The sequence below is a fragment of the Bacillus hominis genome (assembly GCF_030348325.1).
GTDB lineage: Bacteria > Bacillota > Bacilli > Bacillales > Bacillaceae_G > Bacillus_A > Bacillus_A hominis.
Genome location: NZ_JAUCFS010000005.1, coordinates 3,878,590 through 3,894,301, shown reverse-complemented (window position 1 = coordinate 3,894,301; position 15,712 = coordinate 3,878,590). Strand labels below are relative to the sequence as shown.

Sequence of the window (15,712 nt, the reverse complement as noted above, 5' to 3'; positions counted from 1 at the left end):
TATAGATAGAGTGATTTGTATTGTAAGCAGCACGAGTTTTCATTGAATCTTTGCTGCTCTATTGATATAATCAGTGCTAGTGTATATTGGCGAGACTATTAGGAGTTGAGAACATAGATGAATAAAGAAGAAAGAGCAAAAAGACAGTCAAAAATTCGTAACTTCTCCATCATTGCTCACATTGACCACGGGAAATCAACGTTGGCAGACCGTATTTTGGAGAAAACAAACGCGTTGACACAGCGCGAAATGAAAGCGCAATTGCTTGACTCTATGGAGTTAGAGCGTGAGCGCGGTATTACAATTAAATTAAACGCAGTACAATTAAACTATACAGCAAAAGATGGTGAAGAATATATTCTTCACTTAATCGATACTCCAGGACATGTCGACTTTACGTACGAAGTATCTCGTAGTTTAGCGGCTTGTGAAGGTGCAATTCTTGTTGTGGATGCAGCGCAAGGGATTGAGGCGCAAACATTAGCGAACGTATATTTAGCGCTTGATAATAATTTAGAAATCTTACCAGTTATTAATAAAATTGACTTACCAAGTGCGGACCCAGAACGTGTACGTCAAGAGGTAGAAGATGTAATTGGTTTAGATGCATCGGAAGCTGTACTTGCTTCAGCGAAAGCTGGCATTGGTATTGAAGATATTTTAGAACAAATCGTTGAAAAGGTACCAGCTCCAACAGGTGATTCAGAAGGGCCTTTACAATGTATGATTTTCGATTCTTTATATGATCCGTACCGCGGTGTAATTGCATATATCCGTGTTGTAAATGGAACGGTAAAAGTTGGCGATAAAGTACGTATGATGGCAACTGGAAAAGAATTTGAAGTAACAGAAGTAGGTGTGTTTACACCGAAAACAACGCAACGTGACGAGTTAACAGTAGGTGATGTAGGTTTCTTGGCAGCATCTATTAAAAACGTAGGTGATACACGCGTAGGTGATACGATTACACATGCGAAACGTCCGGCTGCAGAGCCGTTAAAAGGATATCGTAAATTAAACCCGATGGTATTCTGTGGTTTATATCCAATTGATTCTGCACGTTATAACGACTTACGTGATGCGTTAGAAAAATTAGAATTGAATGATTCTGCTCTTGAATTTGAGCCTGAAACATCTCAAGCTTTAGGTTTTGGTTTCCGCTGTGGTTTCTTAGGACTGCTTCACATGGAAATTATTCAAGAACGTATTGAACGTGAATTTAAGATTGACTTAATTACAACAGCGCCAAGCGTTATTTATAAAGTTTATTTAACAAACGGTGAAGATGTTATTGTTGATAATCCATCTAATATGCCAGATCCACAGTCTATCGATCGTGTAGAAGAGCCGTTTGTGAAGGCCTCAATTATGGTTCCGAATGACTATGTTGGAGCTGTAATGGAAATTTGCCAAGGTAAACGTGGAACGTTTATTGATATGCAATATTTAGATGAAACACGTGTTACATTGACATATGACATCCCGTTATCAGAAATCGTATATGATTTCTTCGATCAATTGAAATCAAATACGAAAGGATATGCATCATTTGACTACGAGTTAATTGGTTATAAACCATCTAAACTTGTGAAAATGGATATTCTTTTAAATAATGAACAAGTGGATGCTTTATCATTTATTGTGCACCGTGATTCAGCGTATGACCGTGGTAAAGTAATTGTAGAGAAATTAAAAGAATTAATTCCAAGACAACAGTTTGAAGTGCCAATTCAGGCGACTATCGGAAACAAAGTTGTAGCGCGTTCTACAATTAAGGCGATGCGTAAAAACGTACTTGCAAAATGTTACGGTGGTGACATTTCTCGTAAGCGTAAACTTCTTGATAAGCAAAAAGAAGGTAAAAAACGTATGAAGTCTGTTGGTTCTGTAGAAGTGCCACAAGAAGCATTCATGGCTGTACTGAAAATGGATGATAACTAATAATTAAAATAAAAAGGAGTCGTTTATGCGGCTTCTTTTTTTCTGTATAATTACTTTTTAGACATCTTAGCTTCTCTCATTTACAATGATGAGAGAGCTTTTTAGTGATTGATATAGAGTTAGGAGACTATTAATGTCCGAAAATATTCGAAAAGATATTCAAGGTAAAATACAAAATGGTAATTTTAATTGTGAAAAGGAATTGACGCTTTCTATTATTAGTGGGAAGTGGAAAGTTGTGATATTGTGGCACTTAGGTGTGGAAGGGCCACATCGTTTTAGTGAATTGCAACGACTATTCCCGAGCATTTCTCATAAAGTTTTGTCGAACCAATTAAAAGAGTTAATGGAGGATGGGATTGTTGATCGAACAGTATATCCAGAAATTCCTCCGCGTGTTGAGTATTATATGACGGAACTAGGCATGTCGCTTTTACCGATCGTTGAAATGATGTATGATTGGGGAAAAATGCGAATGGAACAAATTCGTAACACGTTATAAAAGTAAAGGACCCTCCGGAGCGCGGAGGTTTTCTTTTTAGAAAGGTAGGAGTTATATTTGGTACAAGCTGCATATATTCATATTCCATTTTGTCAGCATATTTGTCACTATTGTGATTTTAATAAAGTATTTATTGAACGCCAACCGGTTGATCAATACTTACAATATTTAGAGAAAGAAATAATAAATACGGTTCAAAAAGTACCGTTTGAAAGTATGAAAACGATTTTTGTTGGTGGAGGAACGCCGACAGCATTAAATATGGAACAGACAAAAAAACTACTCGATATCATTAATCGTCGTTTGCGACCATTTGCTCCGAATTGTGAATTAACTTTTGAAGCGAATCCAGGCGACTTACCCAAAGAGAAGTTGAACTTATTGTTAGAAGGTGGCGTGAACAGAATTAGTTTTGGTGTACAAACGTTTCGTGATGAACTGCTTGAGAAAATTGGGCGCAAGCATACGAGGGAAGATGCGTTTGTAGCAATTCGAGAAGCGCAGGAAGTGGGCTTTACAAATATTAATATAGATATTATCTATGCTTTGCCAGGACAGACGATAGAAGATGTAAAAGAAACATTAGATATTGCCTTCACACTTGGTGTACAACATTTCTCAGCATATTCATTAATTGTGGAACCGAAGACTGTATTTTATAACTTAATGAATAAAGGGAAGTTGAGACTTCCGGGTGAAGACCATGAAGCGAAAATGTATGAAATGGTAATGGATGAAATGGAGAAACATGGTTATAGCCAGTATGAAATTAGCAACTTCTCAAAAGGTGATAATGAAAGTAGACATAATCTCACATACTGGAATAATGAAGAGTATTATGGATTTGGAGCTGGAGCGCATAGTTATGTAAATGGGGAACGTATCCAAAATGTAGGGCCGCTCAAGCAATATTTCACGAAAATTGATGAAACAGGATTTCCGTATTTAGATGTTCACGCAGTGACGGAGAAAGAAAGAATGGAAGAAGAGTTGTTCTTAGGACTTCGAAAAACAAAAGGTGTGTCTAAAATAGCGTTCCAAAAGAGATTCAATATGGAGATGGATCAAGTTTTCGCGAAGCAGTTACAAAGCAATCAAGAACAAGGATTGCTTGAAGAGAGAGATGGATATGTGCGTTTAACACGAAAAGGAAAATTATTGGGTAATGAAGTGTTCCAGTCATTTTTGATTGACTAATTAAATGTTCCATAAACGTGAAAAATTTTCATTATTTCGTGACGTTTCCGTTGACAATTGAATGTCAATTTTGGTAAGTTATTAATAGATTTAGCACTCGAAGACAAAGAGTGCTAACAGAGGTGATGATGAGATGCTTACGGAACGTCAGCTCTTAATTTTACAAACAATTATTGATGACTTTATTGGATCAGCGCAACCGGTTGGATCGAGGACGTTGGCTAAGAAAGATGAAATTACGTTTAGTTCAGCTACTATTCGAAATGAAATGGCTGATCTAGAGGAACTAGGATTTATTGAAAAAACGCATAGTTCTTCTGGGCGTGTTCCTTCTGAAAAAGGGTATCGTTTTTATGTAGACCATCTTTTAGCCCCACAAAACTTACCGACCGATGAAATTGTACAAATTAAAGATTTATTTGCTGAAAGAATTTTTGAAGCAGAAAAAATTGCACAACAATCAGCTCAAATTTTATCAGAGCTTACGAATTATACGGCCATTGTTCTTGGGCCTAAGTTAAGCACAAATAAACTTAAAAACGTACAAATTGTACCGCTTGATCGTCAAACAGCAGTCGCTATTATTGTAACAGATACAGGGCATGTACAAAGTAAAACGATTACCGTTCCGGAATCTGTTGATTTATCAGATTTAGAAAAAATGGTTAATATTTTAAATGAAAAGCTATCTGGTATACCTATGGCAGAACTTCATAATAAAATCTTTAAAGAGATTGTTACAGTCTTGCGTGGGTATGTTCATAATTACGATAGCGCAATAAAAATGTTAGATGGTACATTTCAAGTTCCTTTATCGGAAAAGATATACTTTGGTGGAAAAGCAAATATGCTTTCGCAGCCAGAATTCCATGACATTCAAAAAGTAAGATCCTTGCTGAAGATGATTGATAACGAAGCTGAGTTTTATGATATTTTGCGTCATAAACAAGTAGGTATTCAAGTGAAAATTGGCAGGGAAAATTCTTCGATAGCTATGGAAGATTGTAGTTTAATTTCTGCAACGTATTCGATTGGAGAAGAGCAACTTGGAACAATTGCGATTTTAGGTCCAACGAGAATGCAATACTCTCGTGTAATTAGTTTGTTGCAGTTATTTACAAGGCAATTTACTGATGGACTTAAAAAATAAGTGAGAGTAATACATTCGCTCAAGTGATGAAAATTTCATTGCTGTGTGTAATATATAATGCTTAGGTAATCATGCTAAGCTTGATGCCTAATACCTTTTAAGGAGGTGAAAATTGTGGAAGAGCGTAACGAACAAGTGGTAGAAGAAGTGAAAGAAGCGCAAGTTGAAGAAGCTGTCACGCCAGAAAACAGTGAAAAAACTGTAGAAGAAAAAAGTGAGGCTGCTCTTTTACAAGAAAAAGTAGATGAGTTACAAGCGAAACTAACGGAAACGGAAGGTCGCACATTACGTCTACAAGCTGATTTTGAAAATCATAAGCGCCGTGTCCAAATGGATAAGCAGGCTGCTGAAAAATATAGAGCACAAAGTTTAGTTTCAGATATTTTGCCAGCTCTTGATAATTTTGAAAGAGCGATGCAAGTGGAAGCAACTGATGAGCAAACGAAATCCTTGTTACAAGGTATGGAAATGGTGCATCGTCAATTGCTAGAAGCGTTGACTAAAGAAGGTGTTGAAGTGATTGAATCTGTTGGTAAACAGTTTGATCCTAATGAGCACCAAGCTATTATGCAAGTGGAAGACAGTGAATTTGAATCAAACGCGGTTGTGGAGGAATTCCAAAAAGGTTATAAACTAAAAGACCGTGTGATTCGCCCGTCAATGGTAAAAGTAAATCAATAATTTACATAAAAGTAGGAGGAATCGCCATGAGTAAAATTATCGGTATTGACTTAGGTACAACAAACTCTTGTGTAGCTGTTATGGAAGGTGGAGAACCAAAGGTTATCCCAAATCCAGAAGGAAACCGTACAACACCTTCTGTTGTAGCTTTTAAAAATGAAGAGCGTCAAGTTGGGGAAGTTGCGAAACGTCAAGCAATTACAAACCCAAATACAATTATGTCTGTTAAACGTCATATGGGTACAGACTATAAAGTAGAAGTTGAAGGTAAAGATTATACACCTCAAGAAATTTCGGCAATCATTTTACAAAACTTAAAAGCTTCTGCTGAAGCATACTTAGGTGAAACAGTAACGAAAGCTGTTATTACAGTACCTGCATACTTCAACGATGCAGAGCGCCAAGCAACGAAAGATGCTGGTCGTATCGCTGGTTTAGAAGTTGAGCGTATCATTAACGAACCAACAGCAGCAGCGCTTGCTTACGGTTTAGAAAAACAAGATGAAGAACAAAAAATCTTAGTATATGACTTAGGTGGCGGTACATTTGACGTATCTATCCTTGAGTTAGCAGATGGCACATTCGAAGTTATTTCAACTGCTGGTGACAACCGTCTTGGTGGAGATGACTTTGACCAAGTTATCATCGATCACTTAGTAGCTGAATTCAAAAAAGAAAACAACATTGATTTAAGCCAAGATAAAATGGCACTTCAACGTTTGAAAGATGCAGCTGAAAAAGCGAAAAAAGATCTTTCAGGTGTAACACAAACACAAATTTCATTACCATTCATTAGTGCTGGAGCTGCTGGTCCATTACACTTAGAATTAACGTTAACAAGAGCGAAATTCGAAGAGCTTTCAGCAGGTCTTGTTGAAAGAACTTTAGAGCCAACTCGTCGTGCATTAAAAGACGCTGGTTTTGCTCCAAGCGAATTAGATAAAGTTATCCTTGTTGGTGGATCTACTCGTATCCCAGCTGTACAAGAAGCTATTAAACGTGAAACTGGTAAAGAGCCATACAAAGGCGTAAACCCTGATGAAGTTGTAGCATTAGGTGCTGCAGTTCAAGGTGGCGTACTTACTGGTGATGTAGAAGGCGTACTATTATTAGACGTAACTCCACTTTCTTTAGGTATCGAAACTATGGGTGGTGTGTTCACGAAATTAATCGAGCGTAACACTACAATTCCAACAAGTAAATCACAAGTATTCTCAACAGCTGCTGATAACCAACCAGCGGTAGACATTCACGTGCTACAAGGTGAGCGTCCAATGTCAGCTGATAACAAAACACTAGGTCGTTTCCAATTAACAGACCTTCCGCCAGCACCACGTGGTATCCCACAAATCGAAGTAACATTCGATATCGATGCGAACGGTATTGTTAACGTACGTGCGAAAGACTTAGGAACAAGCAAAGAGCAAGCTATTACAATCCAATCTTCTTCAGGTCTTTCTGATGATGAAGTAAATCGTATGGTACAAGAAGCAGAAGCAAATGCTGACGCTGACCAAAAACGTAAGGAAGAAGTTGAACTTCGTAACGAAGCTGACCAACTTGTATTCCAAACAGACAAAGTTGTAAAAGATTTAGAAGGTAAAGTAGATGCAGCTGAAGTAGCAAAAGCAACGGAAGCGAAAGAAGCATTACAAGCGGCAATCGAGAAAAACGAACTTGAAGAAATCCGTGTGAAAAAAGATGCTCTTCAAGAAATCGTACAACAATTAACTGTTAAATTATATGAGCAAGCTCAAGCGGCTGCAGGGCAAGCGGAAGGTGCACAAGGAGCACAAGACGCTGGCGCGAAAAAAGACAATGTAGTTGACGCTGAGTTTGAAGAAGTAAAAGAAGACAAGTAATACAGTGAAATAAAATAAGTAAGATGACAAAAAGTCAAAGTCAAGCGTGCCTTGGCTTTGGCTTTTTTCACGAATAAGAAGAAATGTGTGAGGATCTTAAGTTTTTTGTTTTGCATACTGTAAGTGAGGAAACTTTGTTGCAAAGCACTTTCTTTCGGTGTTAAAATTACGTTTATGTGAAAGATTCGGGGGTTGCAAATTTATGAGTAAACGAGACTATTATGAGGTTCTTGGACTGAGCAAGGGCGCTTCTAAAGATGAAATAAAAAAAGCGTATCGTCGTTTGGCTAAAAAGTACCATCCAGACGTAAGTAAAGAAGAAAATGCAATTGAAAAGTTTAAAGAAGTACAAGAAGCATACGAAGTATTAAGCGACGATCAAAAGCGCGCGCAATATGATCAATTTGGTCATGCTGGTGCAAATCAAGGATTTGGCGGCGGAGGAGACTTCGGTGGTGGATTCGGCTTTGAAGATATCTTTAGTTCATTCTTTGGCGGCGGTGGCGGCAGACGCCGTGATCCAAATGCTCCGCGCCAAGGTGCTGACTTACAATACCAAGTTACTTTAGAGTTTGAAGAAGCTATTTTTGGTAAAGAGTTAAATATTGAGATTCCAGTAGAAGATCCATGTGATACTTGTAAAGGTAGCGGAGCAAAACCAGGAACTTCAAAAGAAACATGTAAACATTGTTCAGGATCAGGGCAAGTAAGTGTAGAACAAAATACACCATTTGGGCGTATTGTAAACCGTCAAGCTTGTGGGCATTGTTCAGGAACAGGTCAAATGATTAAAGAGAAATGTACGACATGCCATGGTTCTGGTAAAGTTCGTAAAAACAAAAAAATCAATGTTAAAATTCCAGCGGGTATCGATAATGGTCAACAAATTCGTGTATCTGGAAAAGGTGAAGCAGGCGTAAATGGCGGGCCGGCAGGTGACTTATATGTTGTTATTCATGTGAGAAATCATGAATTCTTTGAGCGCGAAGGGGATCACATTATTTGCGAAATGCCATTAACATTTGCGAAAATGGCACTTGGTGCGGAAGTAGAAGTTCCTACCGTTCATGGCAAAGTGAAGTTGAAAATTCCAGCAGGAACACAAACAGGAACAGAATTCCGCTTAAAAGGAAAAGGTGCTCCGAACGTACGTGGATATGGTCAAGGAGATCAATATGTAGTCGTTCGTGTTGTTGTGCCGACGAAATTAACTTCACATCAAAAAGATTTATTGCGTGAATTTGCAGGGCAAGAAGAGCAGGATGATAGCTTATTTGGAAAGCTTAAACGTGCTTTCAAAGGGGAATAATGGAAATAAAAAATGGAGTTGGTAAATTGTGAAATGGTCAGAAATTAGTATTCATACAACAGAAGAAGCAGTAGAAGCTGTCTCTCATATTTTGCATGAAGCAGGCGCTAGTGGGGTTGCGATTGAGGACCCAGCGGAGTTGACGAAAGAGCGCGAGCAACAATACGGTGAGATTTATGCACTTAACCCAGATGAATATCCAAGTGAGGGCGTTTTGGTAAAAGCATATTTCCCACAAACGGATTCTTTACACGAAACGGTTGCAGGTGTAAAATCATCTATTGATGCACTACCATCTTTCGACATCGAAATTGGTACAGGAAATATTACAATTAATGAAGTCGATGAGGAAGATTGGGCTACTGCTTGGAAGAAGTATTATCATCCAGTTCAAATTTCTGATACATTCACAATTGTGCCGACGTGGGAAGAGTATACACCGTCTTCTCCAGATGAAAAAATTATTGAGTTAGATCCAGGTATGGCGTTTGGTACAGGGACACATCCAACAACAACGATGTGTATTCGTGCGTTAGAAAAAACGGTTCAGCCAGGTGATACTGTGATTGATGTAGGGACAGGTTCGGGGGTACTTAGTATTGCTGCAGCAAAATTAGGTGCGTCTTCTGTTCAAGCGTATGATTTAGACCCAGTTGCAGTTGAAAGTGCAGAAATGAATGTGCGCTTAAATAAAACAGATGACATTGTCAATGTTGGACAGAATAGTCTATTAGAAGGTATTGAAGGTCCAGTTGATTTAATCGTAGCAAATTTACTAGCGGAAATTATTCTTCTATTCCCTGAAGATGCAGCGAGAGTTGTGAAGCCAGGTGGATTATTTATTACATCTGGTATTATTGGGGCGAAAGAAAAAGTAATTTCTGAAGCGTTAGAAAAAGCTGGATTTACAATTGAAGAAGTGCTTCGAATGGAAGATTGGGTAGCAATTATTGCACGAAATGCGTAATATAGATTTTAGTCTATAAAGAACAGGGGGAGTCTCTCACCGTATAAGGTGAGGGACTTGCCGTTTGTTATATGAAAATGATAACGTTTCGTTCTTTTCGTAAGTGTTGACTTACGAAAGGAACGAAACTCTACTAAGGTGATTATATGCAACGTTATTTTGTAGAAGAGAAATATGTAAATGAGACAAGTATTCGCATAATGGGTGATGATGTCCATCACATCGCAAGAGTGATGCGTATGTCAGCTGGTGACCACATTTATTGCTGTGTAAATGGTAAAACAGCAGAGTGTTCAATTGCTGAAATTACCAGTGAATTTGTGGATACCACTATTGTAGAATGGGTAGAGGCGTCAAGCGAACTTCCTGTGTTCGTGACGATTGCAAGTGGACTGCCGAAAGGAGACAAGCTAGAGTTAATTTTTCAAAAAGGAACTGAGCTTGGGGCAGCTGCATTTTTACCATTTCAAGCATCTCGATCTATTGTAAAGTGGGATGCGAAAAAAGCAGATAAAAAAGTTGAGCGTTTGAAAAAAATCGTAAAAGAAGCTGCGGAACAATCGCATAGAAGTGAAATTCCAGAAGTACACGTTCCCTCATCATTTAAACAACTGCTGTCGATGAGTAGCGAGTATGATGTTTGTCTTGTTGCGTATGAAGAAGAAGCGAAACAAGGTGAGAAATCTAATTTTGCGAAAGCTTTATCGACGATTAAACCAGGCCAAAAGCTGCTGATTGTATTTGGACCAGAAGGTGGTTTAGCGGAGGAAGAGATTACCGCACTTCGTGAACATAAATTTGTACCATGTAGTTTAGGACCAAGAATTTTAAGAACAGAAACGGCTCCGCTTTATGCGTTAAGTGCCGCTTCTTATCATTTTGAATTGATGGGGTGATAATCAATGGCAACTGTTGCGTTCCACACGTTAGGTTGTAAAGTAAACCACTATGAAACAGAAGCGATTTGGCAATTGTTTAAACAAGGTGGTTATGAAAGAACTGAATATGAAAAAAAATCTGATGTATATGTTATTAACACATGTACAGTAACAAATACTGGAGATAAAAAAAGCCGTCAAGTAATTAGACGTGCTGTACGTCAAAATCCAGATGCGGTAATTTGTGTAACTGGATGTTATGCACAAACATCTCCAGCAGAAATTATGGCAATTCCAGGTGTAGATATTGTTGTTGGTACGCAAGATCGTGAGAAGATGTTAGGATACATCGAAGAATTCCGTAAAGAGCGTCAACCAATTAATGCTGTCCGCAATATTATGAAAACACGTGTATATGAAGAACTGGATGTACCATATTTCACGGACCGTACACGTGCATCTTTAAAAATACAAGAAGGTTGCAATAACTTCTGTACATTTTGCATCATTCCTTGGGCGCGTGGTTTAATGCGTTCTCGTGATGGAAAAGAAGTTATTAAACAAGCGCAGCAATTAGTAGATGCGGGCTATAAAGAAATCGTATTAACAGGTATTCATACAGGTGGGTACGGTGAAGATATAAAAGAGTATAACTTAGCTGGATTACTGCGCGATATGGAAGCGGAAGTAGGCGGATTGAAACGTCTTCGTATTTCTTCTATTGAGGCGAGTCAAATTTCTGATGAAGTAATTGAAGTGTTAGATAAATCAGAAGTAGTTGTACGTCACTTGCATATTCCATTACAGTCAGGCTCTAATACTGTATTGAAACGTATGCGCCGTAAGTATACGATGGAATTTTTCCAAGAGCGTTTAGATCGTTTGAAAGAAGCGTTACCAGGTCTTGCGATTACATCAGACGTAATTGTTGGATTCCCAGGTGAAACAGAAGAAGAATTCATGGAAACGTACAATTTCATTAAAGAGAATCGTTTCTCTGAATTACACGTTTTCCCTTATTCAAAACGTACAGGTACACCAGCAGCACGTATGGAAGATCAAGTTCCTGAAGATGTGAAGAACGATCGTGTTCACCGTTTAATTGAACTATCTAATCAATTAGCGAAAGAGTATGCTTCACAGTTTGAAGGTGAAGTGCTTGAAATTATTCCTGAAGAGCAATTTAAAGATGGTGACCGTGAGGGGTTATATGTAGGTTATACAGATAACTACTTGAAAATTGTATTTGAAGGATCAGAAGAATTAATTGGTAAGCTAGTGAAAGTAAAAATTACGAAAGCTGGTTATCCATATAACGAAGCGCAATTTGTTCGTGTTCTTGAAGATGATGTAAAAAAAGAATCAGCAAGCGCATAATAAAAAGCATGCAAACGACAAGGGTTTGCATGCTTTTTTCGTTCGTGGAGAAGTTAAGTATTGAAAAAAGAAGAGCATCAATTCTTCTTTTATTCTGCCAAATAGTTGACCTGAAGTGATAAAATGTATTATAATCGTAAAAGACATGCTGAAGAAGTGTTTCTTTTTGCATGCTGAAGTTAGTATGTAAGTGTGATGTTTCGGAGGGAGGGAAAGAGAATGTCAAAAACAGTCGTTCGTAAAAACGAGTCTTTGGAGGATGCACTTCGCCGTTTTAAAAGATCGGTTTCTAAAACTGGTACACTTGCTGAAGCAAGAAAGCGCGAGTTTTATGAAAAGCCAAGTGTAAAACGTAAGAAGAAATCTGAAGCGGCAAGAAAGCGTAAGTTCTAAGAGAGGGTGTAAGTTATGAGTCTTCTCGGTCGTTTAAACGATGATATGAAACAAGCGATGAAGAATAAACAAAAAGAAAAATTAACCGTTATTCGTATGGTTAAGGCTGCTTTACAAAATGAAGGTATTAAACTGCAACATACTCTTACTGAAGAAGAGGAATTAACAGTTTTAGCTCGTGAAGTAAAACAGTATAAGGACTCCCTCCTTGAATTTAAAAAAGCTGGTCGTGAAGACCTTGTTGATAAACTGCAAAGTGAAATTCAGATTTTAAGCGCATATTTGCCGGAGCAATTAACAGAAGAAGAACTAGCGGATATAATTAAGCAAGTTATTTCTGAAGTTGGTGCTACATCTAAAGCAGATATGGGTAAAGTGATGACTGCTGTTATGCCGAAAGTCAAAGGTAAAACAGACGGATCACTAGTGAATAAGCTGGTTATACAGCTATTAGCATAAAAAAGCGTCTCATTTCGTATGAGACGTTTTTTTATGCTTTTTTCAATTTGGACGTGATATTACAAGCTCTTTTTTCATACATATGGGATGAGAGGGGGTCTTTTGAGATGAAAAAATTAGAACAAATGAAGAATTGGTTAACGAAGCAAATAGACCTACCAGTGGATGTGCTAATGGATCTACCTCGGATCACGCTTGTTGGGCAAGTACATATCTATATAGAAAATCATCGAGGATTATTAGTGTTTTCAGATAAAGAGGTAAGATTGCTATTGAAACATGGTCAATTATTAATTAAAGGTCAATCCTTTGTTATTAAAACAATCCTTCCAGAAGAACTGTTGCTTGAAGGGATTATTGAACAAGTGACATTTTTAGAAAATGAAAAGAAAGAGGAGTGAGGAGAAACTTCCGTTTGTGAAGTTTTTCTTCGTTACCTTGTATTAACAGGTGATAACGTTCTGGCCTCAATATTCGGTTCGTACAAAGAGGGTAGGTGGGAAGTGAGTCCCACGTAAAAACCTGGCTCGTGAAGGTTAATAATTAGTGAGGATCAAGGAATCTGCTAATTAAAATTTTAGTACGAGCTAGTTTGATAATCGAATTGAAAAGTAGTGTATCTACTTTTAGAAAGGTAGTGGAGATAGTCAATGAAAAATAAATGGTTTATAAAATGGCTTGGGTATGTCAAGGTGCGAATTGAAGGTAGAGGAGCGGAACGCTTTGTTAACGAGTGTGTGCGGAGGAAATTACTAGTTTGGGATGTAAAGAAGATAGCTGATGAAACGTTAGTTTTTTGTATATTATTACGAGATGTGAAAAAGATAAAACCAATTTATAGAAAAAATGAATGTAAATTATATTTTATTGGACGTTACGGTTTTCCGTTTTGGAATAAGCGTTTAATTAAAAATAGTGGATTTTTAATTGGGTTTTTAATATTTTTTTTCGGAATGATCGCATTGTCAAATATGGTGTGGAAAATTGAAATTACAGGAGCAAAACCTGAAACGGAATATATCTTGATGAAAGAATTGGACAAAATGGGTATAAAAAAAGGGAAATTACAGTTCCAAATGCCGAATGTAGAAGATGTTCAACGTCATTTGACAGACAATATTAATGCGATTACTTGGGCGGGATTAGAAATAAGAGGGACAACATATCATTTTAAGATTGTCGAAAAAAATGAACCGAAAAAAGAAAGTGAACAACAGCCACAAAACTTAGTAGCAAAAAAAGAAGGGATTATTACAAAAACATTTGTGGAAGTTGGGAAGCCTGTAGTCATGAAAAATGACCATGTAGAAAAGGGGCAACTTCTCGTCTCGGGGATGTATGGTAATGAGGAGAATCCGACAATTGTTTCGGCTAAAGGGATTGTATATGGAGAAACGTGGTACAAATCTGAGGTGAATGTTCCGTTAAAGACGCAATTTCAAGTGTATACTGGTAATTCATACAATGAATATTTTCTTAAATTTGGGAGTGCTAAAATAAAAATATGGGGATTTCAACAGGATGAGTATAAACGCTCGCGTACTGAAAGTGTAAAACATGATGTGAAATTATTTGGATTCACATTACCAGTTGCATATGAAAAAGATATTGTACGAGAAGAGGAAGAAGCGAACCGAGAATATACCGAAAAACAAGCAATGAAAGTAGCTAAAGAGATGGCAGAAAAAGAACTGAAGAAAAAATTGGATGAACATGCTATGATTGTAAGTGATAACATTTTGAGTAAAGAGGTTGAGGCGGATCACCTAAAGGTCACATTACATTATACAGTGATTGAAAATATTGCAGAGCCACAACCAATATCTGAATCCGATATTCAAGGAGACTGAGTAATGGCAGAACAATTAGTAGAAATGAACCAACAATTGGAAAATCCCAACGAAGCAATCGCTCTTTTTGGGGTAAATGATGCTCATTTAAAAGTAATTGAACGAGAACTTAGTGTATCGATTGTGACTAGGGGAGAATCTGTTCGTGTATCTGGGGCAGATGAAACTGTGGTGCTCGTAGAAAAAATCTTACAACAGTTACTTGTTGTTATCCGTAAAGGTGTATCAATTTCGGAAAGAGATGTTGCGTATGCGATTCAGCTTGGGCAACAAGGGAAAATTGCTCAATTCGAAGAGTTATATGAAGAGGAAATTTTTAAAACGGCAAAAGGTAAATCCATTCGTGTGAAAACGATGGGGCAAAGACGGTATATTCATGCAATGAAAAAGAATGATATTGTATTTGGGATAGGACCTGCTGGGACAGGGAAAACATACTTAGCCGTAGTAATGGCTGTGAGAGCTTTAAAGCAAGGGTATGTAAAGAAAATTATTTTAACAAGACCTGCTGTAGAAGCTGGAGAGAGCTTAGGGTTTTTACCAGGTGATTTGAAAGAAAAAGTAGATCCGTATTTACGTCCACTATATGATGCGTTACATGATATTCTTGGACAAGAATATACACAACGCATGATGGAACGTGGTGTAATTGAAATTGCACCGCTTGCTTACATGAGAGGGCGTACTCTTGATGATTCATTTGTTATATTAGATGAGGCGCAAAACACAACTGGTGTTCAAATAAAAATGTTTTTAACGCGATTAGGTTTTAGTTCTAAAATGGTTATTACGGGGGATCCCTCACAGGTAGACTTGCCAAAAGGGGTAAAGTCAGGTCTTTCTATTGCTGCTAATATTTTATCAGGTGTATCAGGTCTTTCGTTCATTACATTGGAACAAACGGACGTTGTGAGACACCCGTTAGTGCAACGTATTATTGAGGCATATGATAAAATGGAATGATCCTATTTGTCAGGATCATTTCTTTTTGTATGATAAGGTTGGCGAATGGCATATTTTTTACTATCATTAAAGACGAGGGAAATGAACTATAGGTGATAGTGGATAAAAATGTTGTCCGAAAAGTATCGTTGCCTAGAAGAAATGAAAGCTATAAATAGTTTCGCTTTATTTCTGGAGAGGAGA

The 15,712-nt window shown here is 37.6% G+C and carries 15 protein-coding genes; all 15 read left to right on the top strand.

The window, feature by feature from the left end; genetic code table 11:
• The first annotated feature begins 117 nt into the window (after positions 1 to 117).
• The gene (gene lepA / locus QUF93_RS22760) at positions 118 to 1,941 is read left to right on the top strand and encodes an elongation factor 4 (RefSeq protein WP_289360265.1); all 1,824 of its coding nucleotides are present in this window, start codon (positions 118 to 120) and stop codon (positions 1,939 to 1,941) included.
• Positions 1,942 to 2,074: 133 nt separating this feature from the next.
• Positions 2,075 to 2,443, top strand: coding sequence for a winged helix-turn-helix transcriptional regulator (locus QUF93_RS22755; RefSeq protein ID WP_002122602.1), 369 nt, complete (start codon positions 2,075 to 2,077; stop codon positions 2,441 to 2,443).
• 57 nt (positions 2,444 to 2,500) lie between these two features.
• The gene (hemW, locus tag QUF93_RS22750) at positions 2,501 to 3,640 is read left to right on the top strand and encodes a radical SAM family heme chaperone HemW (protein WP_002122601.1); all 1,140 of its coding nucleotides are present in this window, start codon (positions 2,501 to 2,503) and stop codon (positions 3,638 to 3,640) included.
• Positions 3,641 to 3,773: 133 nt separating this feature from the next.
• Positions 3,774 to 4,790 carry a heat-inducible transcriptional repressor HrcA gene (hrcA, locus tag QUF93_RS22745; protein ID WP_289360264.1) on the top strand — a complete coding sequence of 339 codons (1,017 nt, stop codon included), beginning with the start codon at positions 3,774 to 3,776 and terminating at the stop codon, positions 4,788 to 4,790.
• 114 nt (positions 4,791 to 4,904) lie between these two features.
• The gene (grpE, locus tag QUF93_RS22740) at positions 4,905 to 5,471 is read left to right on the top strand and encodes a nucleotide exchange factor GrpE (RefSeq protein WP_002122597.1); all 567 of its coding nucleotides are present in this window, start codon (positions 4,905 to 4,907) and stop codon (positions 5,469 to 5,471) included.
• A gap of 26 nt (positions 5,472 to 5,497) precedes the next feature.
• Positions 5,498 to 7,333 carry a chaperone protein DnaK gene (gene dnaK / locus QUF93_RS22735; RefSeq protein ID WP_002122595.1) on the top strand — a complete coding sequence of 612 codons (1,836 nt, stop codon included), beginning with the start codon at positions 5,498 to 5,500 and terminating at the stop codon, positions 7,331 to 7,333.
• Between the two features lie 202 nt (positions 7,334 to 7,535).
• A complete protein-coding gene (dnaJ, locus tag QUF93_RS22730) occupies positions 7,536 to 8,642 on the top strand; it encodes a molecular chaperone DnaJ (protein ID WP_088060032.1) in 1,107 nt (368 codons plus the stop codon).
• Positions 8,643 to 8,670: 28 nt separating this feature from the next.
• The gene (gene prmA / locus QUF93_RS22725; RefSeq protein WP_144504826.1) at positions 8,671 to 9,609 is read left to right on the top strand and encodes a 50S ribosomal protein L11 methyltransferase; all 939 of its coding nucleotides are present in this window, start codon (positions 8,671 to 8,673) and stop codon (positions 9,607 to 9,609) included.
• A gap of 146 nt (positions 9,610 to 9,755) precedes the next feature.
• Positions 9,756 to 10,505: a 16S rRNA (uracil(1498)-N(3))-methyltransferase gene (locus QUF93_RS22720; protein ID WP_002111902.1), complete on the top strand. Its 750-nt coding sequence runs from the start codon at positions 9,756 to 9,758 to the stop codon at positions 10,503 to 10,505.
• Between the two features lie 6 nt (positions 10,506 to 10,511).
• Positions 10,512 to 11,864, top strand: coding sequence for a tRNA (N(6)-L-threonylcarbamoyladenosine(37)-C(2))-methylthiotransferase MtaB (gene mtaB, locus QUF93_RS22715; RefSeq protein ID WP_002122591.1), 1,353 nt, complete (start codon positions 10,512 to 10,514; stop codon positions 11,862 to 11,864).
• A 219-nt stretch (positions 11,865 to 12,083) separates the two neighbouring features.
• On the top strand, positions 12,084 to 12,257 hold the full coding sequence (gene rpsU, locus QUF93_RS22710) for a 30S ribosomal protein S21 (protein WP_000048061.1): 174 nt from the start codon (positions 12,084 to 12,086) through the stop codon (positions 12,255 to 12,257).
• A 15-nt stretch (positions 12,258 to 12,272) separates the two neighbouring features.
• Positions 12,273 to 12,716, top strand: coding sequence for a GatB/YqeY domain-containing protein (locus QUF93_RS22705; protein WP_000054578.1), 444 nt, complete (start codon positions 12,273 to 12,275; stop codon positions 12,714 to 12,716).
• Positions 12,717 to 12,823: 107 nt separating this feature from the next.
• On the top strand, positions 12,824 to 13,117 hold the full coding sequence (gene yqfC, locus QUF93_RS22700) for a sporulation protein YqfC (protein WP_002088680.1): 294 nt from the start codon (positions 12,824 to 12,826) through the stop codon (positions 13,115 to 13,117).
• Positions 13,118 to 13,366: 249 nt separating this feature from the next.
• Entirely contained in the window at positions 13,367 to 14,566 is a 1,200-nt protein-coding gene (gene yqfD, locus QUF93_RS22695; protein ID WP_002122590.1) for a sporulation protein YqfD, read from the top strand.
• Positions 14,567 to 14,569: 3 nt separating this feature from the next.
• Positions 14,570 to 15,529 (top strand): PhoH family protein, encoded by a 960-nt coding sequence (locus QUF93_RS22690; RefSeq protein ID WP_002015189.1) that lies wholly within the window; start codon positions 14,570 to 14,572, stop codon positions 15,527 to 15,529.
• Positions 15,530 to 15,712 lie beyond the last annotated feature (183 nt).

Coding starts and splice junctions, on each gene's coding strand:
- lepA (WP_289360265.1), top strand. CDS start 118: ATGAATAAAGAAGAAAGAGCAAAAAGACAGTCAAAAATTCGTAACTTC.
- QUF93_RS22755 (WP_002122602.1), top strand. CDS start 2,075: ATGTCCGAAAATATTCGAAAAGATATTCAAGGTAAAATACAAAATGGT.
- hrcA (WP_289360264.1), top strand. CDS start 3,774: ATGCTTACGGAACGTCAGCTCTTAATTTTACAAACAATTATTGATGAC.
- dnaK (WP_002122595.1), top strand. CDS start 5,498: ATGAGTAAAATTATCGGTATTGACTTAGGTACAACAAACTCTTGTGTA.
- dnaJ (WP_088060032.1), top strand. CDS start 7,536: ATGAGTAAACGAGACTATTATGAGGTTCTTGGACTGAGCAAGGGCGCT.
- QUF93_RS22720 (WP_002111902.1), top strand. CDS start 9,756: ATGCAACGTTATTTTGTAGAAGAGAAATATGTAAATGAGACAAGTATT.
- mtaB (WP_002122591.1), top strand. CDS start 10,512: ATGGCAACTGTTGCGTTCCACACGTTAGGTTGTAAAGTAAACCACTAT.
- rpsU (WP_000048061.1), top strand. CDS start 12,084: ATGTCAAAAACAGTCGTTCGTAAAAACGAGTCTTTGGAGGATGCACTT.
- QUF93_RS22705 (WP_000054578.1), top strand. CDS start 12,273: ATGAGTCTTCTCGGTCGTTTAAACGATGATATGAAACAAGCGATGAAG.
- yqfC (WP_002088680.1), top strand. CDS start 12,824: ATGAAAAAATTAGAACAAATGAAGAATTGGTTAACGAAGCAAATAGAC.
- yqfD (WP_002122590.1), top strand. CDS start 13,367: ATGAAAAATAAATGGTTTATAAAATGGCTTGGGTATGTCAAGGTGCGA.
- QUF93_RS22690 (WP_002015189.1), top strand. CDS start 14,570: ATGGCAGAACAATTAGTAGAAATGAACCAACAATTGGAAAATCCCAAC.